The 26280-nt window shown below is 42.7% G+C and carries 24 protein-coding genes; 20 read left to right on the top strand and 4 right to left on the bottom strand.

The features are described 5' to 3' along the window. Window positions 1–7: 7 nt before the first annotated feature. From BM378_RS11075 to speD, 7 genes are all read left to right on the top strand, one after another. The gene (locus tag BM378_RS11075) at window positions 8–1168 is read left to right on the top strand and encodes an HDOD domain-containing protein (RefSeq protein WP_036973752.1); all 1161 of its coding nucleotides are present in this window, start codon (window positions 8–10) and stop codon (window positions 1166–1168) included. A gap of 368 nt (window positions 1169–1536) precedes the next feature. Then, a complete protein-coding gene (locus BM378_RS11080) occupies window positions 1537–2742 on the top strand; it encodes an aspartate aminotransferase family protein (RefSeq protein ID WP_036973379.1) in 1206 nt (401 codons plus the stop codon). A gap of 81 nt (window positions 2743–2823) precedes the next feature. Then, the gene (astA, locus tag BM378_RS11085) at window positions 2824–3840 is read left to right on the top strand and encodes an arginine N-succinyltransferase (protein WP_036973377.1); all 1017 of its coding nucleotides are present in this window, start codon (window positions 2824–2826) and stop codon (window positions 3838–3840) included. 18 nt (window positions 3841–3858) lie between these two features. Further along, entirely contained in the window at window positions 3859–5328 is a 1470-nt protein-coding gene (gene astD / locus BM378_RS11090; RefSeq protein ID WP_065979401.1) for a succinylglutamate-semialdehyde dehydrogenase, read from the top strand. Between the two features lie 130 nt (window positions 5329–5458). Beyond that, a complete protein-coding gene (locus tag BM378_RS11095) occupies window positions 5459–5806 on the top strand; it encodes a DUF3802 family protein (RefSeq protein WP_065979400.1) in 348 nt (115 codons plus the stop codon). An 88-nt stretch (window positions 5807–5894) separates the two neighbouring features. Beyond that, a complete protein-coding gene (locus BM378_RS11100; protein WP_036973371.1) occupies window positions 5895–6308 on the top strand; it encodes an OsmC family protein in 414 nt (137 codons plus the stop codon). Between the two features lie 88 nt (window positions 6309–6396). Continuing rightward, entirely contained in the window at window positions 6397–7209 is an 813-nt protein-coding gene (speD, locus tag BM378_RS11105; RefSeq protein ID WP_036973370.1) for an adenosylmethionine decarboxylase, read from the top strand. Window positions 7210–7261: 52 nt separating this feature from the next. On the opposite strand, the gene BM378_RS11110 is transcribed toward speD, so the two are convergent. Beyond that, a complete protein-coding gene (locus BM378_RS11110; RefSeq protein ID WP_065979398.1) occupies window positions 7262–8590 on the bottom strand; it encodes a M24 family metallopeptidase in 1329 nt (442 codons plus the stop codon). Window positions 8591–8735: 145 nt separating this feature from the next. Here BM378_RS11110 and BM378_RS11115 point away from each other — a divergent pair, with 145 nt between their 5' ends. Together BM378_RS11115 and BM378_RS11120 are read left to right on the top strand one after the other, a co-directional pair. Beyond that, window positions 8736–10211 (top strand): bifunctional ADP-dependent NAD(P)H-hydrate dehydratase/NAD(P)H-hydrate epimerase, encoded by a 1476-nt coding sequence (locus BM378_RS11115; protein ID WP_074989260.1) that lies wholly within the window; start codon window positions 8736–8738, stop codon window positions 10209–10211. Window positions 10212–10453: 242 nt separating this feature from the next. Continuing rightward, window positions 10454–11968, top strand: coding sequence for a S41 family peptidase (locus BM378_RS11120; RefSeq protein ID WP_074989204.1), 1515 nt, complete (start codon window positions 10454–10456; stop codon window positions 11966–11968). Window positions 11969–12215: 247 nt separating this feature from the next. Here the strand turns inward: BM378_RS11120 and groL are convergent, their stop codons facing one another. From groL to BM378_RS11135, 3 genes are all read right to left on the bottom strand, one after another. Then, a complete protein-coding gene (gene groL, locus BM378_RS11125) occupies window positions 12216–13871 on the bottom strand; it encodes a chaperonin GroEL (RefSeq protein ID WP_074989205.1) in 1656 nt (551 codons plus the stop codon). A 51-nt stretch (window positions 13872–13922) separates the two neighbouring features. Beyond that, entirely contained in the window at window positions 13923–14210 is a 288-nt protein-coding gene (locus tag BM378_RS11130; protein ID WP_036973362.1) for a co-chaperone GroES, read from the bottom strand. A 143-nt stretch (window positions 14211–14353) separates the two neighbouring features. Further along, complete coding sequence (locus tag BM378_RS11135; RefSeq protein WP_074989261.1) at window positions 14354–14830, bottom strand: FxsA family protein; 477 nt, start codon at window positions 14828–14830, stop codon at window positions 14354–14356. 161 nt (window positions 14831–14991) lie between these two features. Here BM378_RS11135 and cutA point away from each other — a divergent pair, with 161 nt between their 5' ends. The 11 genes from cutA to hflX all read left to right on the top strand — a co-directional run bounded on the left by cutA (window position 14992) and on the right by hflX (window position 26256). Next, the gene (gene cutA, locus BM378_RS11140) at window positions 14992–15312 is read left to right on the top strand and encodes a divalent-cation tolerance protein CutA (RefSeq protein WP_036973361.1); all 321 of its coding nucleotides are present in this window, start codon (window positions 14992–14994) and stop codon (window positions 15310–15312) included. Beyond that, window positions 15312–17153, top strand: coding sequence for a protein-disulfide reductase DsbD (locus BM378_RS11145; RefSeq protein WP_074989206.1), 1842 nt, complete (start codon window positions 15312–15314; stop codon window positions 17151–17153). The genes cutA and BM378_RS11145 overlap by 1 nt, the downstream gene beginning before the upstream one ends. Before the next feature lie 350 nt (window positions 17154–17503). After that, window positions 17504–17956 carry a type II 3-dehydroquinate dehydratase gene (gene aroQ / locus BM378_RS11150; protein WP_036973359.1) on the top strand — a complete coding sequence of 151 codons (453 nt, stop codon included), beginning with the start codon at window positions 17504–17506 and terminating at the stop codon, window positions 17954–17956. Between the two features lie 30 nt (window positions 17957–17986). Beyond that, window positions 17987–18448 carry an acetyl-CoA carboxylase biotin carboxyl carrier protein gene (gene accB, locus BM378_RS11155; RefSeq protein ID WP_036973358.1) on the top strand — a complete coding sequence of 154 codons (462 nt, stop codon included), beginning with the start codon at window positions 17987–17989 and terminating at the stop codon, window positions 18446–18448. 23 nt (window positions 18449–18471) lie between these two features. Beyond that, a complete protein-coding gene (gene accC, locus BM378_RS11160; protein ID WP_036973357.1) occupies window positions 18472–19812 on the top strand; it encodes an acetyl-CoA carboxylase biotin carboxylase subunit in 1341 nt (446 codons plus the stop codon). 143 nt (window positions 19813–19955) lie between these two features. Continuing rightward, on the top strand, window positions 19956–20426 hold the full coding sequence (gene tsaE, locus BM378_RS11165; RefSeq protein WP_036973356.1) for a tRNA (adenosine(37)-N6)-threonylcarbamoyltransferase complex ATPase subunit type 1 TsaE: 471 nt from the start codon (window positions 19956–19958) through the stop codon (window positions 20424–20426). A gap of 35 nt (window positions 20427–20461) precedes the next feature. Further along, the gene (locus BM378_RS11170; RefSeq protein ID WP_065979395.1) at window positions 20462–21805 is read left to right on the top strand and encodes an N-acetylmuramoyl-L-alanine amidase; all 1344 of its coding nucleotides are present in this window, start codon (window positions 20462–20464) and stop codon (window positions 21803–21805) included. 23 nt (window positions 21806–21828) lie between these two features. Continuing rightward, entirely contained in the window at window positions 21829–23682 is a 1854-nt protein-coding gene (mutL, locus tag BM378_RS11175) for a DNA mismatch repair endonuclease MutL (protein WP_074989207.1), read from the top strand. A 6-nt stretch (window positions 23683–23688) separates the two neighbouring features. Beyond that, entirely contained in the window at window positions 23689–24606 is a 918-nt protein-coding gene (gene miaA / locus BM378_RS11180) for a tRNA (adenosine(37)-N6)-dimethylallyltransferase MiaA (protein WP_074989208.1), read from the top strand. A 79-nt stretch (window positions 24607–24685) separates the two neighbouring features. Further along, window positions 24686–24949 (top strand): RNA chaperone Hfq, encoded by a 264-nt coding sequence (gene hfq / locus BM378_RS11185; RefSeq protein WP_036973352.1) that lies wholly within the window; start codon window positions 24686–24688, stop codon window positions 24947–24949. A 17-nt stretch (window positions 24950–24966) separates the two neighbouring features. After that, window positions 24967–26256 (top strand): ribosome rescue GTPase HflX, encoded by a 1290-nt coding sequence (gene hflX, locus BM378_RS11190; protein WP_036973351.1) that lies wholly within the window; start codon window positions 24967–24969, stop codon window positions 26254–26256. Window positions 26257–26280 lie beyond the last annotated feature (24 nt).

Consider the following 26280-nt stretch of genomic DNA (forward strand, 5'->3'; position numbering starts at 1 on the left):
TGTGCAAATGACCGATGAAATCCGACAACAAAGGACTGCGATGGTGCTTAATGAGCGTGCGCATGATCTTTTGCTTGGCCACAGTTTTGCACAGCGTCAGATTGGCTATATTCATACTTTAGAAATTGATTATGGCGAGCAAATGGAGCAGCGAACTTTATTAGAAGTTGAAGTTGCAGCGCAAAAGAAACGCCAAAAAAGCAGTACAGCGCACCATAAGTATCGTGCTCAAGCGAGTCAGCAATTACATCAAGTGATTGAAAATGCGATGAACAAGCAGCTGGAAGATATTGATTCAGTGGTACATGAAACCATTGGCATTCAAGACAGTGTGCCCGCTATTTTAGATATTCTTGCGACACGTTCAGCATCGGTAGGTCGCTTAGAGCCGTTAATTAAAGATTTAACCTGGCTTGGGCGTGAGCTCGTCGCGTTTGTTAATTTGCCATACTATCGCCAGCAACGCAGTAAACACACTTCCGTTAAAGTTGATAACCCGTTACTCGCATTGCGTTATATTGGTCTTGATAACCTGAAATTTGTGGTCCCGACATTCGCAGTACGTCACTGGATGCCTCACAGCACAGAACCCTTTCCTTTATTAAAGCGCCGCTTACGAGATAATTCAATGGCATGCGCTATTGCAGCACAAGAAATAGCAAAGCTAAACGGCGTTAATGAAGAACACGCGTTTACTTTAGGCATGTTATTGGATGTAGGGAAAATTGCCTTAGTAAGGCTCTATTTGCGCACTTTTGAGCGAGTGTGGCAACGCAAGGTGGCTATGGCGCGCGAAGAACAAAAGAAAGATTTGCATACTGCATTATTAGAGTTAAAACCCGATCCTTTATTTTTAAGTTCGTTATTAAGCAAATTGTCACTTAAAGTGACAGCCACCGTGATTGAGCAAATGGCATTTCGGTATTTGCCGTTTAACGCCGTTTTGCAGCAATTAACGACACCCCTTGCTAAAAATGATGAATACCTTCCTCTGACCCAAGTGATTTTAAAAGCACGGTGCTATGCGCAGTTTTTAAGCTTGAACGAACATCAGTTAGTTGAGAAAGATGAAGTTCAACGCTGGTTTACGCATTATGGTTTTACACAAAATGAGCTTGATGAACTGGCAAAATGCAACTTTGAGAACTTCCATATCCAAATTAATTAAAATAATTGTTAATTTTTTTGCGACTATTCATTCATTGTAAATGCTGAGCGATAGCAATATTTAGATAACGTGCCCATGCGTGGTTTGCTAGCAGCGCGCCTTTTAAGTGTATTTTGTATAAAAAATACCCCTCAAATAGTTATTCACTATCCATGAAAAAATATCTCAAACCCTTTATTTTCAAGGGCTGCATGAAAGTTTTCTAAGAGACAGATGGATTTTTTTCTGAAATAATGGATGAATGAAAATTGAACCAAAGAGTAATTAAGGTGATTTTACTCTAAGCTCAATTAGCTTAGTAAAATAGCTTAGTTTAGCTTTATAGCGCCGCTTAAGATGGCGTGTGCTTACGATAAAGAGGATATAAAATGACAGTCAATCGCGAATTATTTGATCACGTAATGGTTCCTAACTATGCACCATCAAGTGTTATTCCTGTGCGAGGCGAAGGCTCTCGAGTTTGGGACCAAGAAGGTCGTGAATTTATCGATTTTGCAGGTGGTATTGCTGTTAACTGCCTTGGCCACTGTCACCCGGCCTTAGTAAGTGCATTAAAAGAGCAGGGCGAGAAAATCTGGCATCTATCAAATGTGATGACCAATGAGCCAGCACTGCGTTTAGCTAAAAAGTTAACCGATGCAACGTTCGCAGAAAAAGTTTATTTTGCTAACTCTGGTGCAGAAGCAAACGAAGCCGCATTAAAACTTGCGCGTCGTTTTGCACTTGATAACTTTGGTGAGCAAAAATCACAAATTATCTCATTCAATAAAGGTTTCCACGGTCGTACATTCTTTACTGTAACAGTAGGTGGTCAGGCTGCCTATTCAGACGGCTTCGGTCCTAAGCCGGGCGATATCGTACATTGTGATTACAATGATTTAGCGGCTTTCGAAGCACTGATCAGTGACAATACATGTGCAGTTATGATGGAACCTCTACAAGGTGAAGGCGGGATCATTTCACCAACAAAAGAGTTTGTAAAAGGTGTACGTGAGCTGTGTACTAAGCACAATGCGCTGTTAATTTTTGATGAAGTACAAACAGGTGTCGGCCGTACTGGTGAGCTTTATGCGTATCAAGGTTTAAATGTCACGCCTGATATCTTAACCACAGCTAAAGCGTTAGGTGGCGGTTTTCCTATTGGTGCAATGATCACCACAACTGATATTGCTCAGCACTTAAAAGTAGGAACACACGGTTCTACTTATGGTGGTAACCCACTTGCGTGTGCTGTTGCAGAAGCTGCATTTGATACGGTGAATACACCAGAGGTGTTAAGTGGCGTTAAAGAAAAATCGGCTTTATTCCGCGAACTATTAACTGCAATCAACGACAAGTACAACGTATTTAGTGAAATTCGTGGCGAAGGTCTACTACTGGGTGCAGTGGTTACTGAGCAATTCAAAGGCCGTGCAAAAGAGTTTTTAGTGGCAGGGACCGAAGAAGGCGTCATGTCATTAGTAGCGGGTGCAGATGTTGTTCGCTTTACTCCTTCACTTGTTATCCCTGACGCTGATATCCGCGAAGGTATGGCTCGTTTCGAAAAAGCAGTTGCTAAAGTCGTTAACGGCTAATCATTCAACTGACATATCAGGGCAAGCACTGCTTGCCCGCGTTCATAATTTACCGTTATTTATAAGGGAGCAAGCGGACTCATGATGATCCTTCGCCCAATCCAGCAAAGTGATTACCCAGCATTACTTAAAATTGCCCATGAATCAGGGCATGGTTTTACATCTTTGCCTAATAATGAAGAGTTGTTACAAAAGAAAATCGATCATTCACTGAGCTCATTTGCAAAAGTAGCCCAGCAGCCTGGTGATGAAGGTTACCTGTTTGTTCTTGAAGATAGCGAAACAGGCGAAGTAGTGGGTACTTCAGCCATCGAAGCCGCCGTGGGTTTAGATGACGCGTTTTATCATTATCATTTAAGTAAAGCGATTCATTCATCGCGTACACTTAACGTTTATAAAGCCGTTGATATCTTAACGCTATGTAATGATTACACCGGTGCAACAGAGCTATGTACATTGTTTTTGAGAGATGGTTACCGCAAAAATAACAATGGTAAATTACTATCAAAAGCACGTTTTATGTTTATTAATCAACATAAAGAACGTTTTGCTGAAACTGTTATTGCAGAAATGCGTGGTGTGTCAAACGAGAATGGCGAAAGCCCATTTTGGCAATGGCTTGAAGAGCACTTTTTCTCAATGGATTTTCCAACAGCCGATTACCTGACGGGAATAGGTCAAAAAGTATTTATTGCCGAGTTAATGCCTAAATACCCAATTTACGTGAATCTATTAAGCAAAGATGCGCAAGCTGTTATTGGTCATGTGCATGATAATACTCGCCCAGCTATTGAGCTGTTGAAGAGTGAAGGTTTCACTTTTAACGGCTACGTTGACATTTTCGATGCGGGTCCTACGGTTGAAGCTAAAGTGGATAATATCGCTACGATTCGTAATTCAAGAAAGGTGCAGGTCGAAATAGGTCAAAGCCAAGGCGACACCACCGTGATGCTCGCTAATGATAAACTGACTGACTTTAGAGCCACAGTGACACAAATTAATCTACCGTGTGATGTCGATACAATTACCCTTTCAAGTGAGCTTGCAAAAGCCCTTCACTTAGAAGCTGGCGACACCGTATCAGTTGCAAAACTATAGAATTTAGGAGACACAGTAATGACGCATGCAGCGCAATTTATTAATGGTCAATGGCAAGCAGGCCTTGGTCATGCATTCAACTCTGTAAACCCTGCAAATAATGATGTTATTTGGCAAGCAAATACAGCCACGGCTGAGCAAGTCGACAGTGCTGTAAATGCCGCGCGCCAAGCTTTTTATAGTTGGGCGGATAAATCATTTGCAGAACGTTTAGCTATTGTTAAAACGTTCGCTGAAACGCTTAAAGAGCATAGTGAAGAGTTAGCGCTGATCATTGCGCAAGAAACAGGTAAACCGTTGTGGGAAACTCGCACTGAAGCAGGCGCCATGGTGGGTAAAATTGCGATCTCTGAAAAAGCGTTTTTAGAGCGTACCGGCGACGTTGAAAACCCCATGCCACAAGGCCGTGCGATGATCCGTCATAAACCACATGGTGTTGTTGCCGTTTTTGGTCCGTATAACTTCCCGGGTCATTTACCAAATGGGCATATTGTTCCAGCATTACTAGCGGGTAACACGGTTGTATTTAAACCTTCTGAGCTCACTCCCGCTGTTGCAGAGCTGACTTTAAAACTGTGGCAAAAAGCAGGTTTACCTGATGGGGTTATTAACCTTGTTCAAGGTGAAGTTGACACAGGCAAGGCGCTTGCGGCGCATAAAGGCATTGACGGCTTATTCTTTACGGGGTCATCGCGTACAGGTCATATCCTACATGAACAATTTGCAGGTCAACCGGGTAAAATCCTTGCTTTAGAAATGGGGGGGAATAACCCGCTTATCGTGACTGACGTTGCGGATACTAAAGCTGCTATTCACGATATAATTCAATCTGCGTTTATTTCTTCAGGCCAACGTTGTACCTGTGCGCGTAAGTTATTCTTACCTGTGGGCGAGCAAGGTGACGCCATCTTAGCGGGTCTAATAAAAGCAACCAAAGCGATTAAAGTAGGTGAATATGATGCTGATGACCAGCCGTTCATGGGCTCTATGATTTCGGCTGCGGCTGCCGCGGGTATGGCTGCAGCACAACAGCAATTAGTAGAACTAGGTGCTGACGTATTAGTTGAGTTAACGCATACAGAAAATACCGGCTTTGTAACGCCAGGCATTTTAGAGTGTACAAACGTGACTAATTTCCCTGATGAAGAGCACTTTGGTCCACTTCTTAAAGTTTTCCGCTTTACTGATTTTGATGCTGCCATTGATAAAGCAAATGACACAAGCTTTGGTTTATCAGCGGGTCTATTAAGTGACAATGCAGCTGATTACGACCACTTCTTACGTCGTATTCGTGCTGGTATTGTTAACTGGAACCGCCCAATTACGGGTGCATCGAGTGCGGCTCCGTTTGGTGGCATTGGTGCGTCTGGTAACCACAGAGCAAGTGCATATTATGCAGCAGACTACTGTGCATACCCTGTTGCGTCAGTTGAGCTTGAAAAAGTGGCTATGCCAGCCACATTAAGCCCTGGCTTAAAAATAGACTAAATCAGTATTAATGATTATAAAAAGCAGCTTCGGCTGCTTTTTTTGTATTGGCTTTATAGCAAAGGTAGCAATTAAAAGCGCTTTCTGCTTAAATCTATAGAGTTAGTCATTTTATTAGGTGTGCAGTCGTATGGTTTTAGATAGGCAAGGGTACGATGATCTTGTCATGTATCTCACTCAAAATTTAGCGCTATTTGAGAAGCCAGGTCAAATAAAGCCAGGAGCTCCAACGGTGCTAGAGCTAATTGAAGACGTGATTGCCGAGAATGTCATGCTGCTTTGCGAACAGCATACAGAATTGAACACCGAACAACGCAGCCAAATCGTTCGCGAAGTCGATGGCATCGTTTATGACTTACAAGAAGTACTAAGCAGTGTCACAAATCAACCTGTTACTGTTGAGCAACACGCCTTTATTGATGAGTTTGCTGGACTTGTAAAAAACTTATTCGATACAGCCGTTGCTGAAAGTGCGTAATCTCCTTTAACACCTAATATCGTTTTTCGATTGCATCTGAGTGTGACTTGCTTACAATCAAGCAAAATAACTTTTAGAGATAAAATAAATGCAAGCGAATGTAAAATGGGTAGAAGGTGATACCTTTATTGGCCTTTCAAATTCAGGTCACAATGTCGTTTTTGATGCGGGTAGTGACAGTGCTGCACCAAGTCCAATGGAAATGGTATTAATGTCGGCAGGGTGTTGTTCATCTGTTGATGTTGTCAGTATTCTTAAAAAAGCGAAGCAATCATTTTCTGACGTGCAAGTAAAGCTCAGTGCTGAGCGTGCTGAATCTGCTCCTCGTGTGTTTACCAAGATTCATCTACATTTTGTGGTTACTGGCGATAACGTGTCTGAAAAACACCTTGCGCGTGCTGTTCAATTGTCTGCAGAAAAGTATTGTTCTGTAGCCTTAATGCTTGATAAAACAGTAGAAATTACACATAGCCATGAAGTTGTGGAAGAACAAGTAAAATAACGCTTTTTCCAAACGCAAAATTCGTATAAAATCCGCGAACTTTTATTTCTGCTGGTGCAGGTTTCACTCGTTTAAAGGTTGGTTTAGCATGAATAAACCCTTCGATAAAATTAAGCTTCATGGCTTTAATAATTTAACTAAGAGCTTAAGCTTCAGTATTTACGATATTTGCTACGCGAAGACTGAACAACAGCGTAAAGAATATATTGAATATATCGACGAACAGTACAGTGCTGATCGCCTTACCGATATTTTAGGTGAAGTAGTGGACATTATTGGTGCAAACATTTTGAATGTTTCTCGCCAAGATTATGATCCGCAAGGTGCCAGTGTAACAATTCTGATCTCAGAAGAGCCAATTGAGCAGCAAACAACGTACGACGTTGATGAAGCGCCGGGTCCACTTCCTGAAACTGTGGTAGCACACTTAGATAAAAGTCATATCTGTGTTCACACTTACCCAGAAGCGCACCCTGATGATGGTATTTGTACTTTCCGTGCTGATATCGAAGTATCAACGTGTGGCATTATTTCGCCACTGAAAGCGTTGAACTTCTTAATTCACAGCCTTGAGTCAGATGTAGTAACAATTGACTACCGTGTTCGTGGTTTCACGCGTGATGTTGATGGTGTGAAACACTATATCGACCATGCGATCAATTCTATTCAGAATTACATGACTGAAGATACAAAAGAAGCGTACCAAATGATGGACGTAAACGTGTATCAAGAAAACTTGTTCCACACTAAAATGATGTTAAAAGAAACCGACTTAAATACCTATTTATTCGGTGTATCTACATCTGATTTGTCAGAAGACGAAGAAGAAGAGATCCGCTCTAAGCTAACACGCGAGATGCAAGAAATCTTCTACGGTCGTAACTTACCTGACACTGAGTAGTCACTGGTAACGTATTAAAAAAACGGCGCATAAAATTATTATGCGCCGTTTTTTATTTTATAAGCAGTAACTCAGTTTGTCTGCCATTTAGATACCACACCCCTGATTTATCGAAAAACGCATCTTCTTCGAGCATAATTCGAATTTCTTTATTCCATTGTTTTATAAAAACGGCGTTGTTTAATTCAATCGAATACGCGGTATTTAAGTGGAGTGGATAGTCGCCATCGCCAGCAACCCCTTGTTGTGAATCCCACATGCCCAGCGTTGTTCCCGCAGCATGGCCATGGTAACCAATAGGGTGGGTGTATATTGTGGGCTTTAACCCTTGAGCAATCGCCTCTGCACGAGACTCTTTTAGTACTTCATTACCCGTTTTACCGGCTGCAAAGTGTGAGGTGAAAATATCTTGTAATTGATTGCCACTTTTTAAGGCATTCACTAAATAGTCTGGTGCCTGCGTTTCGTTTTCTTTTAACACGTAAGCATGTTGTTGAGTGTCAGTGTTCAAGCGCAAATAGGTAATGCCAAAATCAACATGCAGTAGATCACCCGCTTGAATAATGTGCTCATTATCTTTGCTAAAGCTTGTTTCATGATCAAACGTTTTTTTATCGGCACGCTGTATACTGACACTGGGGTGAAACCATGTTTGCAGTTTTAATTCTCTTACCCGCTCTCTAAACCACCAGGCTAAATCGTTTGTGGTTGTTTCACCTACCTTTATCACTTTGCTTGAGAAGCCCTCAGCAATAATTTGATGCGCAATAGCCACTGCCTTTTTATACATGTCTACTTCTTCAGGTAAACGTTGCTCGAGCCACTCAATAGCGAGAGGTTCAGCAGAAATGAGCTTATCAAGGTATTTTTTAGGGAGTGCGCTTTTAAGATTATTAAAATCACCGACGACAAGACCATCGGCATGTGCCCAGTTTTGAGAGGTGTTTAGGGCAATATTTTTAGGTTGGTATGTTTCAATTATGTCATTTAGAGCAAGCCATTGATCAGGTTGCTTTTGTTTATCCCATGACTTTTTGAATACCTTGCCTATTTTATATGGCGCGATAGCGTGCGCATCAACCCCACCTTGTTGGTTTCGAGCAAACACCAAAATGGTGGTGCGTCTGGCTGATAACCAAGTCGCAGGCAGCATTGTTTTTAAAATAGGATCTTCGTTATATTCTCTACTGATTAGCAGCCACATATCAATATTATGCTGCTTCATTAATGGGGGCAGTAACGTTTTTACTCGTAATTCAGTCATTTTATCAATAAATTCAGCGCGCGCTTTCATTGGTAAAATATCGACCGTATTTGCGCTTAATGGCAGGGCTAATAAGGCACAAAATAATGAAATAACCGTTTTTTTGTTATTAGTCATGGGTTAACTCTTTTTATTGTCAGTGTCTTTAGAACATAGCAATAATAAATAGACAAGACGATAAGATTAAGATGAATAACAGGTTTATATCTACGGGGTTGCTTGCTACAGTAAATTGATAGATTGCTCAAGAATGACTAAACCAATGATTGAACATCAGTTATTTAAAGCCGAACAAATAAGAACGAATGAAGCCATTGCGGCTAAACGTTGTGGTGTTGCGATGTACACGCTTATGGAACGTGCTGGTCAGGCTGTGTTTATGCATAGCGTGAACTACTTTGCGGACGCGTTGCATTACGTGGTGTTGGTCGGCGTTGGAAACAATGCTGGTGATGGCTACATCGTTGCAAATTTGGCTAAAAAAGCAGGAAAAAACGTGACAGTGATAGCCGCTGTACCTGACAAACCCTTGTCAGGAGATGCACTCACCGCACAACAAGCTTGGTTAGATGCCACAGGCGAAATCGTGACAGACTTTGCTGTGCTTGAACAGGCTGATGTTATCGTTGATGGTTTGCTTGGTACGGGTATTCAAAGTGACGTTCGCTCGCCATTTAGTGAGCTGATAAACGCGGCGAATAATAGCCGAGCGCCCATTATAGCTATCGATCTACCCTCTGGTATTCATGCCGATACTGGCGCTGTTCAAGGTATTGCAATTAAAGCGACTGTTACTGTGACCTTTGTGGGTATTAAACAAGGTTTGGTAACGGGACAAGGGCGCGCGCATGCAGGTCAATGTGAGTTTGCAGATTTAGGCATTGCTGATGCATTTGCGTTGCTGTGCCCACCCTGTGCTTTACTTATTAATCAGCAAACAATCAACTCACTACCAGCGCGTGATAACAATAGCCACAAAACCAGCCATGGTAAGTTATTGTGCATTGGGGGTAATGCAGGTACAGCAGGTGCTATTCGCTTAACGGCAGAAGCGGCACTGAGAACAGGTGCGGGTATGGTTAAGGTGTATACGCATACCAGCTCAATTCTCAGTGTAAGTATGGGAAGGCCAGAGTTAATGGTCACAGACGCTAATCTAATTGCTTCTCTTGAATGGGCAAGCTGTATTGCCATAGGTCCCGGTTTGGGGCTTGATAGTTGGTCTGAGGCTACCTTTGAAACAGTCATGCAGTACTGTTTCACCAATAATAAACCCTTAGTTATTGACGCCGATGCACTTAATTTAATTGCCCAACATGCGTCGTCATTTCCACTGACAAACACGGTTATCACTCCTCACCCCGGTGAAGCCGCACGGCTGCTTAATTGCAGCACCTCAGACATAGAAACTGACCGTTTTGCAGCGGTCAAACGTTTAGCGCACAGCTATACCACAACCTGCGTACTAAAAGGGGCTGGCACATTAATTAGCAATAACAATAAAACCTGGGTCTGCACAGATGGTAATCCAGCCCTTGCTGTTGGGGGGAGTGGAGATGTACTCACTGGCGTTATTGCAGCCCTAATTGCACAAGGGCTAGATACTCTGCAAGCAGCCAGCTTAGGGGTCTGCTTACATGCAAAAGCGGGTGATATCGCCGCTGAGCGCGATGGTGAGCGTGGTATGTTGCCAAGTGATTTGTTTATGATAGTCAGAGAGTTAGTTAATTCACCTTAACAAGCCATAAATCAAAGGGCCAATTTCATTTATGCCCATTCGCCTCATAAACAGCTCACAATCATTAAGTATTATTGCGGGTTGTATCAGAGTGTTTCAAAATGATGGGCTCCTGTGTCGACAGTGTGGGTTTTATTTTTTAGTCATTAGTTATAAATTAAACAATAAGTAGCACGATTAAAAGTCGCGTTGCTATTACATGTATACCCACTGTTTGGATTAAAATAATTAAAAGGATTTATATGAATAAAGCGGTTAATTTATACTTGCCTCTACTCGTGAGTGGCATAGCCTTAGTCACTGCAAGTGTGAGTGTGCAAGCTGACAGCTCTCATCCCGTAAAACACTTTCCAAAAACAGCAACCCAGTGGAAAGCCACAACACAAAAAGATATTGAAGCTGCTTATCAGCAATCAGTCGATAATCACCCCGGCATGTTTGATAGCGATAACCCAGGGTTTCCACAATTACTGTTTAATGCCAAGCAACACGCTTTAATGCTTGCCGACCAAGTAGAAAATGCACAAGGTTACGCAGCCGCAATTGCACGTTTTAATTCGGTTTTGCAAGATGGTCACGCTGGGGCAGTTGCACTGTTACCTGACGACGTTAAGTTGCCACGACGCTGGCCCGGGTTTTCTGCAGTATGGCGTGGTGATGGCTTAAAAGTGTATTACAGTGAGCATGATAAAGTAACGAAAGGGGATAAAATAGTGCGCTGTAATAACACGCCTATTGAACCCTTAATGCGCGATACCCTGTTTAAATTTTATGGTGAAGTTGATCAACCCGGTCATTGGTGGAACCAAGGATGGCGATTATTAGTGGATGATGGAAACCCATTTCTAACCCCCTTTAAAAGTTGTGATTTTGTGAAAGTCAGTGGCGCGACGTATAGCGTTAGACTTGAATGGTCTGAGCGCCCAAAAAATGTTCGCCAGCACTTAGTAAATGCTTACAATGGTGATGAGCTCGAGGTAGGCCTACACTGGGCAACTCAAGAGATTGCTTGGGTAGCAATGCCTTCATTTTCACCAAATGAAGAACAAAAAGCACGTTACCGACAACTCTTCACTGATTTAGCCGAGCAGCGTGAACAGTTGCTAACGGCTAAAGCGGTGATATTAGATCTTCGCCATAATCAAGGTGGCTCAACATATTGGAGTATGAAAATTGCTGAGCAACTTTGGGGGCCGCAGCATGTGACATCGCGAAGAGAGCAGTTAGCTAAAAATACACGCGTTTGGTGGCGAGCATCCAAAGATAATACGCAATACCTTGAGTCATTAAAAACAAAAGTGCAAGACCAGCCCGAGGTCTTCGCTATAGTAAAACAAGTCTCAGCAGGTATGCAGACGGCGTTAGATATGGGTGAACCTTTTTATATTGAGAAGAAGCCAGCAACGACACCGGTCTTAGATGAAGTATCTGAAAGTGATTTTAACACTAAAGCCATCGTTATAGTGCCCGGACAATGTGCCAGTGCGTGTCTGGATGCAATTGATACTTTTAAGTTATTTTCAAATACAGTGTTATTTGGTGCGCCGAGCAGTGCTGATTCAACCTATATGGATGTTCGATTTGTTGATACTCCCTCAGGGTTAAGCAAAGTGATAATCCCTAACAAAGTTTATGTAAACAGAGCGCGCGGTAAGGGGGATTTTTACTGGCCTGATATTCCATACCATGGCGTTGACTGGACAACAGAGGTGTTATTAGAACACATTGAGCGTGTTATAAAGTCAAGTGATCTGTAGAGATAAAAAACCCAGCCGAAGCTGTAATGCAGATCAGTTAAGGAAAAACCAATAAAATAAAGGGTTACAGCGATGATTTATAAAAATCTTACTGTAGCCCTTTTGCTATATGGTCTTTAGCTAATTTTATCCCCACCTGCTTTAAGCAGCTTTAACTGAATAATATTCACATATTTATTCAAAAAACTGCTTAACTGACTGGCATTAAGCCGAAGCTGGGTTTTTTAAGCGAAGTGCTTGGAGTGGACTACATCATGCCGCCCATGCCGCCCATTCCACCCATGCCGCCCATGCCACCCATATCAGGGGCACCAGCGTCATCTTTTGGGATTTCAGCAACCATTGCTTCAGTTGTGATCATCAGACCCGCGATTGAAGCAGCGTACTGTAGTGCAGAACGCGTTACTTTAGTTGGGTCTAGGATACCCATTTCGATCATGTCGTTGTATTCGCCAGACGCTGCGTTATAACCGTAGTTACCTTCACCGCCTTTCACATTGTTAACAACAACAGATGCTTCGTCGCCTGCGTTTGTAACGATTTGACGCAGTGGTGCTTCCATCGCACGAAGTGCAACTTTAATACCGTGACTTTGGTCTTCATTGTCACCAATTAAGTCTACCAGCTTGTTTGCAGCGCGCACTAATGCAACACCACCACCCGGTACAACACCTTCTTCAACCGCTGCGCGAGTTGCGTGTAATGCATCTTCTACGCGGTCTTTCTTCTCTTTCATTTCGATTTCAGTTGCTGCGCCAACTTTGATTACTGCAACACCGCCAGCTAGTTTAGCCATACGCTCTTGTAGTTTTTCTTTATCGTAGTCAGACGTTGCTTCTTCGATTTGTGCTTTGATTTGTGCAACACGGCCATTGATACCGTCTTCTTCACCTGCGCCATCGATGATTGTTGTGTCATCTTTAGTGATCACAACGCGCTTCGCTGTACCGAGGTCTTCAACTGTTGCTTTTTCTAGTTCTAAACCGATTTCTTCAGAAATTACAGTACCACCCGTTAAGACTGCGATGTCTTGTAGCATTGCTTTACGACGGTCGCCAAAACCAGGTGCTTTAACCGCAGATACTTTAACGATACCGCGCATGTTGTTCACAACAAGCGTTGCAAGTGCTTCACCTTCAAGGTCTTCAGCAATAATTAATAAAGGCTTGCTTGCTTTAGCAACCGCTTCTAATGTAGGTAGTAACTCACGGATGTTAGATACTTTTTTATCTACAAGTAGAATGAATGGGTTATCAAGCTCTACAGCGCCTTTTTCTGCGTTGTTGATGAAGTAAGGAGACAGGTAACCGCGGTCAAACTGCATGCCTTCAACAACGTCTAATTCGTTTTCTAGTGACTGACCTTCTTCAACAGTGATAACACCTGAATCACGACCCACTTTTTCCATTGCTTCAGCAATAATGTTACCAATTTCGCTATCAGAGTTAGCAGAAATAGTACCTACTTGGGCAATCGCTTTTGTGTCAGCACAAGGAACAGACAATGCTTTAAGCTCTTCAACAGCTGCTGTAACCGCTTTGTCGATACCGCGCTTAAGATCCATTGGGTTCATGCCTGCGGCAACTGCTTTTAAGCCTTCGTTTACGATAGCTTGCGCTAATACGGTTGCAGTTGTTGTACCATCACCTGCAGCGTCATTCGCTTTTGACGCTACTTCTTTAACCATTTGTGCGCCCATGTTCTCGAACTTGTCTTCAAGCTCGATTTCTTTTGCAACAGACACACCATCTTTAGTGATGACTGGCGCACCGAATGATTTGTCTAAAACAACATTACGGCCTTTAGGGCCTAAAGTTACTCTTACTGCGTTTGCTAAAATATTTACGCCTGTTAGCATTTTGCCACGTGCGTCACTTGCAAAAAGTACTTCTTTTGCTGCCATGATTTAATTCCTCTTAAATTCTGTAAACGGGTTGCTAAACGAAAAGTAGGATTAACCTACAATGCCTAGAATGTTATCTTCACGCATGATCAGGTACTCTTGACCTTCGATCTTTTCAGCTTTTTCAACATAAGAGCCAAACAGCACAGTGTCACCGGCTTTTACTTCTAATGCTCTTACTTCACCGTTGTCTAATACACGGCCATTACCAACAGCGATAACTTCTCCGCGCGTTGATTTTTCAGCTGCAGAGCCAGTTAAAACAATACCGCCAGCAGACTTAGTTTCTTCTTCTAGACGCTTAACGATGACGCGATCATGTAAAGGACGAATGTTCATTTATTTAGTTCTCCTAACAGTTTCTGAACAGTACAGAAAAAATCTTGTGTTATGCAGGGGAGTGCTAAAGCCACCCGTTGCGTTTCATTGCCTTCAATAATGGGGGTGGCTTAAAAAAATCCAAGTATAAAAATTAAAAATTTTTAATCTTTTCGCTCAAATTCGCCATCAATGGTTGTTGGCTGGTGAGTTGGCTCTTCATGTTGGCTGGTTTTACTATGATATTGAAAGTGTGCAGCGCCTTGATTCATTTGTGAGCTCATACGCACAGTCGCTTGACTGGCAAGGCCTGCCGCCAATTTATTGCGCACTACTGGCGTTAATAATAAAAAGCCAAACACATCGGTCATAATACCAGGGGTCATCAGTAAGACACCGGCGATAATCACACACAGACCGGTAAATAACTCTTTTGCAGGCATTTGCCCTTGCGCCATTTGCAGTTGTACGTTTTGAATAGCATCGATACCTTGCTGCTTTACAAGTTTTGCACCGACAATCGCGGTGACAATGACAAGCGCTATGGTTGCAAAGCCGCCAATGACTTCACTCACTTGAATGAGCAGTGCAATCTCAACAATCGGCACTAAAATAAATAATAAAAACAAAAATCTAAACATAACGCTCTCTAAAAATGTCGCTCTTTTTTGAGTCAGTGAAATATAAATATGGGTGATCAGGTCTTTTTTCAAGGTAGAACCAAGGATCATTGAGGCCGCTACACATTGTAGTGACTATCGGCTACTATGATGCGACTCATGTAATCAAATAAAGGTTCCTTATGACTACGCATTTTCGACTAATTTTTACTACCTGTGCAAATGAGAATGAAGCGCGTCTGCTGGCTCAGCACCTAGTTAAAGAAAAGCTAGCGGCCTGTGTGAACATTTTGCCGACCATTGAATCTATTTACATGTGGGAAGGTGAAGTGACTCAAGCCAAAGAGAGTAAGTTACTGATCAAAACAAAATCAGAAAAAATGAATGAGGTGATCCAAACTATCAAGAAGTTGCATAGTTATGAGGTGCCAGAAATTCAGGTCGTTGATGTCGCAACAGGCAATTTAGCCTATTTTAATTGGATGGATGAGGTACTTAATTAATGCGATCGTTCTTTTTATTACTCTGCGCACTGTGGTTATTGCCAGCCAGTGCAAGTAATAGCAATTTACTCGGAAATTTACTGCAACAACCAGCAGAACAAACTTTTCTTCCTGTGGATCAGGCCTTTGTTTTTGATTTTGATCAGCAAGGTAACACCCTCTTCATTGGCTGGGACATAGCGCCAGATTATTACTTATATAAAAAGAAAGTCGAAATAATTGCCAAAGGAGCTGATATTGAAATTCCAGACCTTGGCAAAGGTGAAATAATCGAAGATGAGTTTTTTGGCAGAACCGAGGTTTTTTTTGATTCCTTAAGTATCATCTCCAAATTAAGCAACGTGACAGAAGATGCCGTTGTAAAAGTGCGATTTCAGGGCTGTGCAGAGGCTGGCTTATGTTATCCGCCAGAAGTTAGAACCATCCCTCTTTCAATCATCGCCGGTGAGCAGGTTACCGACAGTGCATCTGCGGGTAATGCATTGGCGGCATTAACAGCCAATGCTGAGTCTTTAGAAAATGCAGAGCCTTCAAAAACAGAACAAAAAAATACACCTGCAGCTCCCAAGGGGGAACAGTCTTATACAGATAAATTAGCCTCACAGGGATTACTGACTAATTTAGTGATTTTCTTCTTGGTGGGTGTGGGTCTGGCCTTTACGCCGTGTGTTTTTCCGATGTTTCCAATTTTATCGAGCTTAATAGCAGGCCAGCAAAACCTTTCAACGAAAAAAGCATTTTCATTATCTTTTGTCTATGTACAAGGTATGGCGGTGACATATGCTGCGTTAGGTTTGGTGGTTGCTTCACTGGGTGGACAAGTTCAAGGGTATTTACAGCACCCAACCGTACTGATTAGCTTTAGTATTTTGTTTGTATTGCTGGCCATGTCGATGTTTGGTTGGTACGAAATTAAATTGCCAAGCGGCATGATGAATAAGCTCACTCAGGTGAGTAACCAGCAAAAAGGCGGCAACTATGTTGGCGTGTTTATGATGGGGGTGTTGTCGGGTTTAATCGCGTCACCTTGTACCACGGCACCGTTATCAGCAGCCCTGCTTTATGTTGCACAAAGTGGCGACTACTTGGTAGGCGGCTTGACGCTTTATGTACTCAGCTTAGGTATGGGCTTACCGTTATTATTACTTGGCACGTCAGGTGGTAAATTACTCCCTAAAGCCGGCGGTTGGATGGAACAGGTTAAAATCTTGTTCGGCTTTATTATGTTGGTTGTGCCACTCATTTTATTAGAGCGAATTGTTGATATTGAAATCATTTGGTTGATGGCCGGTTTACTTGCACTTGCAACCGCGTTGTATTTGCACCATTGGCAAAGTGGTCAGTCGCAAAGTAAGCTAAAAACGGTTTTATGGTTTGCGGCAACGTTATTAGTCATTACAGGGGCTTCGTTAACGAAAAACTACTTTTGGCCGACTAAAGCAGTGGTTACTAATGTGGTAGAGCAAAACCACGGCTTTACACAAGTGGCGAACCTAGCAGAGCTTAAAGATAAAATTAGTGATGCAAACAGCCAAGGCCGTTTAGTGATGGTGGACCTGTATGCCGATTGGTGTGTTGCGTGTAAAGAATTTGAGCATTACACCTTTCCAGATGCCAATGTGCAAAGTGAGTTTGCTCATTTTGAGTTAATTCAAATTGATTTAACCGACAGTGATGCAAAAACCATTGAGTTAATGGAAGAGTACACGGTGTTTGGTTTACCAAGTATTTTGTTTTTTGATACCCAAGGTAACGAGTTAGCCGAGCAACGAGTCACGGGCTTTTTAAATGCGAAAGACTTTGCCGAACATTTAGCAAAAGTACGAAATAACGCAAAATAAACGGTTAATTGCATCGAACAAGCTGAACGCCACTCAATTGAGTGGCGTTTTTGTTTTTAAAAGAGCACTTCATGTAAAATCTAATACATTAGGTTTAATTTTAAACGGTTTGAATAATTAATCACCCTAATAAAACAACAAGGATAACTTGTCGCAGCTCCTTGTCACACGTACGATGCGCCTTGTTTAAGAGTGATTAGACCAGTATTTTGCTGCTATTTACGTCGAAATATCTATAATAGGTGGTTAACGTGAGAAATAGTTGCTATTTTACATTTACCCTCTTAAGTTAAGCAGGGGTTTATGTTGAATATGTTTAAACTAGTTACTTAAAGGATATATCGCGTATTATGGCTGCAAAATTCAGACTTTTAGTTATAAATGGGCCAAATTTAAACATGCTTGGCAAGCGTGAACCTGAAAAGTATGGCACACAATCTCTTGACGAGATTATGGCTGAACTAAGCACGGTCGCGACGCGTTACCATGTTGATTTAACGCATTTTCAAAGTAACAGTGAAGCGGCGCTTATTGAGCGAATTCATGCAGCGTGGCAAGCGGTTGATTGTATTATTATCAACCCTGCAGCATTTACACATACAAGCGTTGCCTTACGAGATGCATTACTCAGTGTAAACATTCCCTTTTACGAGGTGCATTTAAGTAATGTACATGCACGTGAAGCATTTCGTCATCATTCGTATTTTTCGGATGTGGCACAAGGCGTTATCGTTGGATTAGGAGCAATGGGTTATAAAGTAGCACTTGAAGCTGCGGTTAATCGGTTGCAAAACACACATTAATTTTAAATAAACTAACAGGCGGGTCGTTTAATGGATATTCGCAAGATCAAAAAACTTATCGAACTAGTAGAAGAATCTGGTATTGCTGAATTAGAAATCACTGAAGGTGAAGAATCAGTTCGCATTAACCGTAATAATATGAGTGCAGGTCCTGCAATGCATTATGCACCTCAACATTTTGCGGCACCAGCACCGGCAGCAGCACCTGCTCCAGTTGCTGAAGCACCAGCGGCAGAAGCAGCACCAGCCGCACCAACCGGTCATCAAGTTAAATCACCAATGGTAGGTTCTTTCTACTCAGCAGCATCACCAGAAGCAGCGCCGTACGTAGAAGTAGGTTCAAAAGTAAATGTTGGCGATACACTGTGTATCGTTGAAGCAATGAAAATGATGAACCAAATCGAATCAGACAAAGCGGGCACAGTAAAAGCTATCCTAGTTGAAAACGGCGAGCCAGTAGAATTCGATCAACCTTTATTCATCATTGAATAATAGCGCAACAAAAGGCCAACTCTATGTTAGATAAAGTAGTCATTGCAAACCGAGGTGAAATTGCACTTCGTGTATTGCGCGCCTGCAAAGAGCTTGGGATCAAAACTGTTGCTGTGCACTCAACGGCAGACCGTGATCTTAAGCACGTGTTACTGGCAGACGAAACAATTTGTATTGGTAAACCTGCTGCGTCTGAAAGTTACTTAGATATTCCGCGCATTATTGCGGCGGCAGAAGTAACGGATGCGGTGGCGATTCACCCAGGTTATGGTTTTCTTTCTGAGAATGCAGACTTTGCTGATCAAGTAGAGCAAAGCGGCTTTGTGTTTATCGGTCCAAGAGGCGACACAATTCGTCTAATGGGCGACAAAGTATCTGCAATTGAAGCAATGCGTAAAGCTGGCGTACCATGTGTACCAGGTTCTGACGGTCCATTAACGGCTGATAATGAACGCAATATTCAAATCGCTAAGCGCATTGGTTACCCTGTAATCATTAAAGCAGCAGGCGGCGGCGGTGGTCGTGGTATGCGTGTTGTGCGTAGCGAAAAAGAGTTAGTAGATTCAATCGCATTAACACAACAAGAAGCGAAGCAGTTCTTCGGTAATGGTATGGTTTACATGGAAAAATTCCTAGAAAACCCACGTCATATCGAAGTACAAGTATTAGCTGACGGCCAAGGTAACGCTGTTCACCTTGGTGAGCGTGACTGTTCAATGCAACGTCGTCACCAAAAAGTGGTTGAAGAAGCACCCGCACCGGGCATTACAGCTGAAATGCGTAAGTTCATCGGTGATCGCTGTACTCGTGCATGTATCGAAATCGGTTATCGCGGTGCAGGTACTTTTGAGTTCTTATACGAAAACGGTGAGTTCTACTTCATTGAAATGAACACCCGTATTCAAGTTGAGCACCCTGTAACAGAGATGGTAACAGGTGTTGACTTAATTAAAGAACAGCTAAAAATTGCTGCGGGTCAACCATTATCATTCACTCAAGAAGATGTGGTTATTCGTGGTCACGCCATTGAGTGTCGTATTAACGCAGAAGACCCTGAAACCTTCATTCCTTCACCGGGTAAAATCACACGATTCCACCCAGCTGGCGGTTTAGGTATTCGTTGGGACAGCCACATTTATGCTGATTACACTGTACCACCTCATTACGATTCAATGATTGGTAAGTTGATCTGTTACGGTGAAAACCGTGATGTAGCGATTGCGCGTTCACGTAATGCGTTAAACGAATTAGTTATCGACGGCATTAAGACCAACACCCCACTGCACAAGAAAATCTTGGCAGATGAAAACTTCCAAAACGGTGGTACTAATATCCACTACCTTGAGAAGAAACTCGGTCTTTAAACATAATAATGTTTACCTAAAACAAACCGGCAACTTTGCCGGTTTTTTTGTGTCAAATTCAAGGCATGGCTGATTCTCGCCTTACATAAATAATCTGGTATGATTAACAAAGTAGTGTGTTTTTAGTTTTTCATGAGGTAATAATGACCGACAGTGTTGGTTTTCCACTGGCTGATGAAGCTGCAACGGTAAACATGGGTAAGCAACTTGCGGCGTTAATGGAGCAAGGCGCGGTAATTTATTTGCACGGCGACTTAGGAGCCGGCAAAACGACTTTAACGCGTGGTATTGTTCAAGGTTTTGGTCATCAAGGTAAGGTTAAGAGTCCGACGTATACATTAGTAGAGCCTTATCAATTAACGAAAGCAGATGTCTATCACTTTGATTTATATCGTTTAGGTGACCCTGAAGAACTTGAGTATATGGGAATTCGTGACTATTTTTCACCACAGGCAATTTGTGTGGTTGAATGGCCCGAGAAAGGGGGCGAGTTTATCCCTACGCCCGATTTAGATGTCACGTTACGCTATGAAGGTGAGGCACGTGCTATTGAAATAAAGAGTTTAACTGAGCGTGGTCAGTCTATAGTTAGACAATTAAAGAGCGCGCAATAATAAAATAAATAACAATAAAAGGTGTGTTATCAAAAATGGGTCGTTGTACATTTAAACTATTAATTTTTTGGATGCTTTTGATTGTTAGTGACGTTGCGCTGGCACAAAATTCCATTAATAGCGTGCGTGTGTGGCCCTCTCCAGACAGTACTCGGGTTGTGTTTGATTTAAACGACAAACCCGATTACAGCTACTTTATGCTGAAAAATCCATCGCGTTTAGTGATTGATCTCAAAGACACCGATAAGTTAGATACACTGCCAAGTATTCCAAATAAACACCAAATAGTTTCTAAGCTGCGTTATTCGAAACCAAAAGACAGCAAAAGTGTGCGCTTTGTCTTTGAATTAACCCGAGCGACGAAGCCCGTGGTATTTGCATTATTACCTACTGACCCTTATAAGCATCGTTTAGTTGTTGACCTTGTTGATAAAACACCAAAAGCGGAGCCGATAGCGAGTACGAATAGCAGTGTCAAAAAGCGCGAGCTTAATCAAGAACGTGATATTGTGATTGCGATTGATGCAGGGCACGGTGGTGAAGACCCCGGTTCAATAGGGCCATCAGGCACCTATGAAAAAGACATCACGTTGCAAATCGCTAAACGCTTGGAGCGAATGATTGATGCTGAGCGCGGGATGATTTCACGTATGATCCGCCGCAGTGATTATTTTGTAAACCTGAATACGCGTACCAATATTGCGCGCGAGAAAAAAGCAGACTTTTTTGTGTCTATTCATGCTGATGCCTTCACCAGTCCGCAACCTAATGGAGCCTCTGTATGGGTGTTGTCGCTGCGCCGTGCAAACTCAGAAATTGGTAAATGGATTGAGGATAAAGAAAAGCATTCGGAGCTTTTAGGCGGTGCTGCTGGGGTGTTAAAAGACACCGCTAGTGAAAAGTATTTAGCGCAAGCATTGCTTGATATGTCGATGGACCACTCAATGAAAACGGGTTTTAACGTCGCTGAAGAGGTGGTGAGAGAGCTGAAAAAAGTGGCTAAATTACATAAAAAAGAACCACAAGCAGCGAGCCTTGCAGTGCTTAAATCGCCAGATATTCCTTCTATTTTGGTCGAAACAGGGTTTATCTCGAATCCGCGTGAAGAACGTTTACTAAAAACAGCCAATCACCAAGAGCGATTAGCTAAAGCAATCTTTAAATCAATTAAAAGCTATTATTTACAAAATCCACCTGATGACTCTTTATTTGCTAAATTAAAAGCGCAATACCCAACCAAGCATAAGGTACGCCCGGGTGAATCGCTAAGCATGTTGGCGAGTCGTTATGGCACATCTGTGAGCAAGCTTAAAACGGTAAATAACCTAAAATCGAACACTTTGTTTATCGGGCAAGAGCTTGATATTCCCCAAAGCTAGTCAATTAGCGTGTTAGGAACACTATGAGTATAGAAATATTACCCGCGCGACTGGCTAACCAAATTGCAGCGGGTGAAGTGGTTGAGCGTCCCGCGTCAGTCGTTAAAGAGCTGGTTGAAAATAGTTTGGATGCCGGTGCGACGCGAATCCAAATAGATATTGAACGTGGCGGTCATAAGCTTATTCGAATTCGAGATAATGGCTCGGGTATTAATAAAGACGAGCTCACGTTGGCATTATCTCGCCACGCAACCAGTAAGTTAAAGTCACTCGATGATCTGGAGAATATTTGTTCGCTAGGTTTTCGTGGTGAAGCGTTGGCCTCGATCAGCTCAGTATCACGTTTGACATTGAGCTCGAAGCCAAAAGAGCAAAAGGCTGCATGGCAAGCGTTTGCTGAAGGCCGTGATATGGCGGTGCAAGTCAAGCCAACAGCCCACCCCGATGGCACTACCATTGAGGTGAAAGACTTATTTTTTAACACCCCAGCACGACGTAAATTTTTACGCACCGAAAAAACCGAGTTTTCGCATATTGATGAGCTCATTAAGCGAATCGCTTTAAGTCGCTTCGATGTGTCGATTACGTTAACGCATAATGCCAAGGTCGTGCGTCAGTACCGTGCTAAACCAAACCCTGAGGATGCGATTACCCGTGTTGCGCAAGTCGCTGGTAGAGCATTTAGCGAACACGCTTTACATATTCAATCTGGTGAAGCGGGGCTGATGCTGCGAGGTTGGGTTTTACCTGTAGGGTCAAGCAACAGTACGCAGTACACCTATGTAAATAATCGCATGATGCGCGATAAGTTGATTCTGCATGCAATTCGTCAGGCCTTTGAAGAGGTCGCAGGGTCTGAGGAGCTACCAGGCTTCGTTATTTATATTGATATTGACCCGCGCCAAGTTGACGTTAACGTGCACCCGGCCAAACACGAAGTGCGTTTTCACCAAGGGCGCTTGGTTCATGATTTTATTCTACAAGCGATTAAACAAGTGGTCGTGCCGCTTCAGCATGACGCCGATTTTGAGTCAGGTGTTAATAACACGCACTCTGTTGCAGACACGCCGCTTAATTTCACTCAACCAAGTACGTTGCCAGTGAGTCGCCCTGCTACAAGCTATTCTGAGCAGTATGATTACCCTAAGTCGGCATTACAGCCAACGCGTCACCCTTCGTATTCATCGTCGGGTGGGGCATCGCGTGCAGGGGGCAGTGCGCCAAGTGAGCCCCGAACTAAAACGACTCATCACGATGTTAATGCGTTTTATCAAGGAATTAGCGAGCAACATGCGGCACATTTTGACCGTGTTAGCCCTGAGCCCAGTGTTGCAGCGGTAACCGATACACAACCTGCATTGACCCAGCTTATCCATGTGCAAGAGGGGCAGTGTGTATTTTGTGAAGATAACCAGTTATTTGCAGCTCACTTTAAGCATGCATTGAGCCTCGACTGGCACACTCAGGTTGAACAAGCAGGAAACCTTGAAGGCAAAGCATTGCTGTTGCCTGTGCGTGTTAATGTGAGTGATGATGACGTCAATGCGCTTAACGCGCAGCAATCTTGGTTTACGTTATTAGGGTTTGACCTCGTTATTGAAAAACATTTTGTGATGGTGAAAAAACTGCCGCCCTGTTTGTATTTATTAGATGTGAGTGATGCAATAGCACGACTTATTAGTGCCTGTCAGAGTGTTGATAGCACATTAGACGGTTGGCTTATTTGGCTTGATAGCCAAATACCGACCCGGTATTTTGCAAGCCAAGTCTTTTTGGAACAAATATCGCGACTAGAAAATAATCCACAAACAATGCAACGTTTGCGTGAAAAAGCAGTTAAAATAGAACTATCTCAGTTTTTAAACGAAGCAAGGTAATCAGGCTTGAATAACTTACCCGTCATTTTTTTAATGGGACCAACAGCTGCAGGGAAAACCGAACTGGCAATTGCATTGTGCGAGCACCTTAACACTGAAATTATCAGTGTTGACTCCGCACTTGTATATAAAGATATGAATATTGGCACGGCTAAGCCCGATGCTGATGAATTAGCGCGAGCGCCACATCATTTGATTGATATTATTGATCCAGCAGAGAGTTATTCAGTCGCAGATTTTCGTCGCGATGCAATTGAAAAGATTGATCTATTTCATGAGCAAGGTAAAGTACCTGTACTGGTTGGCGGTACAATGATGTATTTTAAATCATTACTTGATGGCTTATCACCGCTACCAGAGGCATCACCCGAAGTACGTGCTGAGCTTGAAAAAGAAGCAAAGCAGTTTGGTTGGCCGCATTTGCACAAAGAGCTTATTAAAATTGATCCTGATGCTGCGAGCAAAATGAGTGAAAATGATTCACAACGCATTAATCGTGCGCTCGAAGTGTATCGTATAACAGGTAAAACAATGACAGAGCTGCAAAAACAAAAGCAGCCTGAGTTACCTTATACTTTCCATCAATTTGCGATTGCACCTGATGATCGCAGTGAATTGCATCAGCGAATTGAGAAAAGGTTTAAAATAATGCTCGACCAGGGGTTTGAAAATGAAGTTTCATCCCTATATAAACGTAAGGATTTACACCCCGATCTGCCATCAATTCGTTGCGTAGGTTATAGACAAATGTGGGATTACATTGCAGGCGAAACTGACTATGATGAAATGGTCTTTCGTGGTATTGCAGCCACACGGCAGTTAGCCAAGCGACAGCTAACTTGGTTAAGAGGTTGGCCAAATGTTACTTGGTTAACCACGGGTGATGAAGAAAACTTGCAACGTGTAGTAAGTTCGCTAAGCTAGTAGTAGTTGAAAAAATTTAGCTTTGTTAAATGAGTTCAGCTACTTAATTATAATAACACCTAGAACGAAGGAAAATAACATGGCAAAAGGCCAGTCGTTACAAGACCCATTTTTGAATGCGTTACGTCGTGAGCGCATTCCAGTATCAATCTTTTTGGTTAATGGCATTAAACTTCAGGGTAAAATCCAGTCATTTGACCAATTTGTTATTTTACTAGAAAACACCGTAAATCAAATGGTGTATAAACACGCTATTTCTACCGTTGTTCCAGCGCGATCTGTTAACTTCCAAGGTGTACAAGGAAGTGATGATGCAGAAGAGCAAGAAGCTGGAAACTTTTAAATTTAGGAGCGTAATGCTTGTTTGACCGTTATGAAGCCGGCGAACAGGCAGTTTTAGTTCATATCGACTTACCTAAAGAGGGGGATCGCGAAGATCTTCACGAATTAGAGTTGTTGGTATCTTCTGCTGGTGTTAGTAGTTTGGCGATTGTGCAAGGCAGTCGTCAAGCACCACATCCGAAACTATTCGTCGGGACCGGAAAAGCAGAAGAAATCGCTGAAACTGTCAAAATCCACAATGCAGATGTCATCATTTTCAATCATCAACTTAGCCCGTCACAGGAGCGCAATTTAGAGCGCGTTTGCCAGTGTCGTGTACTTGATCGTACGAGTTTGATCTTGGATATTTTTGCGCAGCGAGCGCGTACCCACGAAGGTAAACTTCAAGTGGAGTTGGCTCAGCTTCGCCATATTTCTACTCGCTTGATCCGTGGTTGGACCCACCTTGAAAGACAAAAAGGCGGGATTGGTTTACGAGGACCGGGTGAAACTCAACTCGAGACAGATAGACGCTTACTGCGTGCAAGAATTAAGAATATTCGTGCCCGTTTAGATAAAGTCGCTGTTCAGCGTGAGCAGGGGCGACGTGCGCGTACTCGAAATGAAATCCCCACGGTGTCATTAGTTGGGTATACCAATGCGGGTAAGTCGACACTCTTTAACCGTATAACAAATTCTGATGTGTATGCAGCCGATCAGCTGTTTGCAACACTTGATCCAACGTTACGTAAGTTGGACATTGGAGACATTGGCCCCGTTATTTTGGCCGATACGGTGGGCTTTATTCGCCACTTACCACATGATTTAGTGGCTGCCTTTAAAGCAACATTAACAGAAACGCGTGAAGCTGATTTACAGCTTCATGTGATTGATGTGGCAGACCCTCGCCGTAAAGAAAATATTGAGCAGGTGCAATCGGTACTCAAAGAAATTGAGGCAGACGATGTGCCACAATTATTGGTTTATAACAAAATTGATGCGCTAGATGACGTTGCGCCACGTATAGATAGAAACGACGAAGGGCAACCTATTCGCGTTTGGCTTTCGGCACGTACGGGGGTCGGTTGTGAGTTGTTGTCTGAGGCAATTAATGAGTTACTTGCCAAAAAAATGTTTGCCGATGAGCTTAAATTACCGCCACAACACGGGCGTATTCGTGCCGCATTATTTAATTTAAATGCTGTGCATGAAGAGCAATTTGATGAGCAAGGCAATTGGCTTTTGTCAGTCCGTTTGCCTATGGCGGAATGGAATCGTTTGAAAAAAGAAATGGGGCATGACCTCGATTCTTTTGTAGCGGCGAACTAAAAATCAGCAGCATGTGTCATTTTT

This window comes from Pseudoalteromonas lipolytica, from assembly GCF_900116435.1.
Classification (GTDB): Bacteria; Pseudomonadota; Gammaproteobacteria; order Enterobacterales; family Alteromonadaceae; genus Pseudoalteromonas; species Pseudoalteromonas lipolytica.

What these genes read in the sequence shown, in the direction of transcription:
- BM378_RS11080 (WP_036973379.1), top strand. Translation starts at nt 1,537, where the DNA reads ATGACAGTCAATCGCGAATTATTTGATCACGTAATGGTTCCTAACTAT.
- BM378_RS11170 (WP_065979395.1), top strand. Translation starts at nt 20,462, where the DNA reads ATGGGTCGTTGTACATTTAAACTATTAATTTTTTGGATGCTTTTGATT.
- speD (WP_036973370.1), top strand. Translation starts at nt 6,397, where the DNA reads ATGAATAAACCCTTCGATAAAATTAAGCTTCATGGCTTTAATAATTTA.
- BM378_RS11100 (WP_036973371.1), top strand. Translation starts at nt 5,895, where the DNA reads ATGCAAGCGAATGTAAAATGGGTAGAAGGTGATACCTTTATTGGCCTT.
- BM378_RS11110 (WP_065979398.1), bottom strand. Translation starts at nt 8,590, where the DNA reads ATGACTAATAACAAAAAAACGGTTATTTCATTATTTTGTGCCTTATTA.
- astD (WP_065979401.1), top strand. Translation starts at nt 3,859, where the DNA reads ATGACGCATGCAGCGCAATTTATTAATGGTCAATGGCAAGCAGGCCTT.
- BM378_RS11130 (WP_036973362.1), bottom strand. Translation starts at nt 14,210, where the DNA reads ATGAACATTCGTCCTTTACATGATCGCGTCATCGTTAAGCGTCTAGAA.
- BM378_RS11145 (WP_074989206.1), top strand. Translation starts at nt 15,312, where the DNA reads ATGCGATCGTTCTTTTTATTACTCTGCGCACTGTGGTTATTGCCAGCC.
- BM378_RS11075 (WP_036973752.1), top strand. Translation starts at nt 8, where the DNA reads ATGACCGATGAAATCCGACAACAAAGGACTGCGATGGTGCTTAATGAG.
- BM378_RS11115 (WP_074989260.1), top strand. Translation starts at nt 8,736, where the DNA reads ATGATTGAACATCAGTTATTTAAAGCCGAACAAATAAGAACGAATGAA.
- mutL (WP_074989207.1), top strand. Translation starts at nt 21,829, where the DNA reads ATGAGTATAGAAATATTACCCGCGCGACTGGCTAACCAAATTGCAGCG.
- BM378_RS11120 (WP_074989204.1), top strand. Translation starts at nt 10,454, where the DNA reads ATGAATAAAGCGGTTAATTTATACTTGCCTCTACTCGTGAGTGGCATA.
- aroQ (WP_036973359.1), top strand. Translation starts at nt 17,504, where the DNA reads ATGGCTGCAAAATTCAGACTTTTAGTTATAAATGGGCCAAATTTAAAC.
- hfq (WP_036973352.1), top strand. Translation starts at nt 24,686, where the DNA reads ATGGCAAAAGGCCAGTCGTTACAAGACCCATTTTTGAATGCGTTACGT.
- accC (WP_036973357.1), top strand. Translation starts at nt 18,472, where the DNA reads ATGTTAGATAAAGTAGTCATTGCAAACCGAGGTGAAATTGCACTTCGT.
- BM378_RS11135 (WP_074989261.1), bottom strand. Translation starts at nt 14,830, where the DNA reads ATGTTTAGATTTTTGTTTTTATTATTTATTTTAGTGCCGATTGTTGAG.
- BM378_RS11095 (WP_065979400.1), top strand. Translation starts at nt 5,459, where the DNA reads ATGGTTTTAGATAGGCAAGGGTACGATGATCTTGTCATGTATCTCACT.
- astA (WP_036973377.1), top strand. Translation starts at nt 2,824, where the DNA reads ATGATGATCCTTCGCCCAATCCAGCAAAGTGATTACCCAGCATTACTT.
- tsaE (WP_036973356.1), top strand. Translation starts at nt 19,956, where the DNA reads ATGACCGACAGTGTTGGTTTTCCACTGGCTGATGAAGCTGCAACGGTA.
- groL (WP_074989205.1), bottom strand. Translation starts at nt 13,871, where the DNA reads ATGGCAGCAAAAGAAGTACTTTTTGCAAGTGACGCACGTGGCAAAATG.
- accB (WP_036973358.1), top strand. Translation starts at nt 17,987, where the DNA reads ATGGATATTCGCAAGATCAAAAAACTTATCGAACTAGTAGAAGAATCT.
- cutA (WP_036973361.1), top strand. Translation starts at nt 14,992, where the DNA reads ATGACTACGCATTTTCGACTAATTTTTACTACCTGTGCAAATGAGAAT.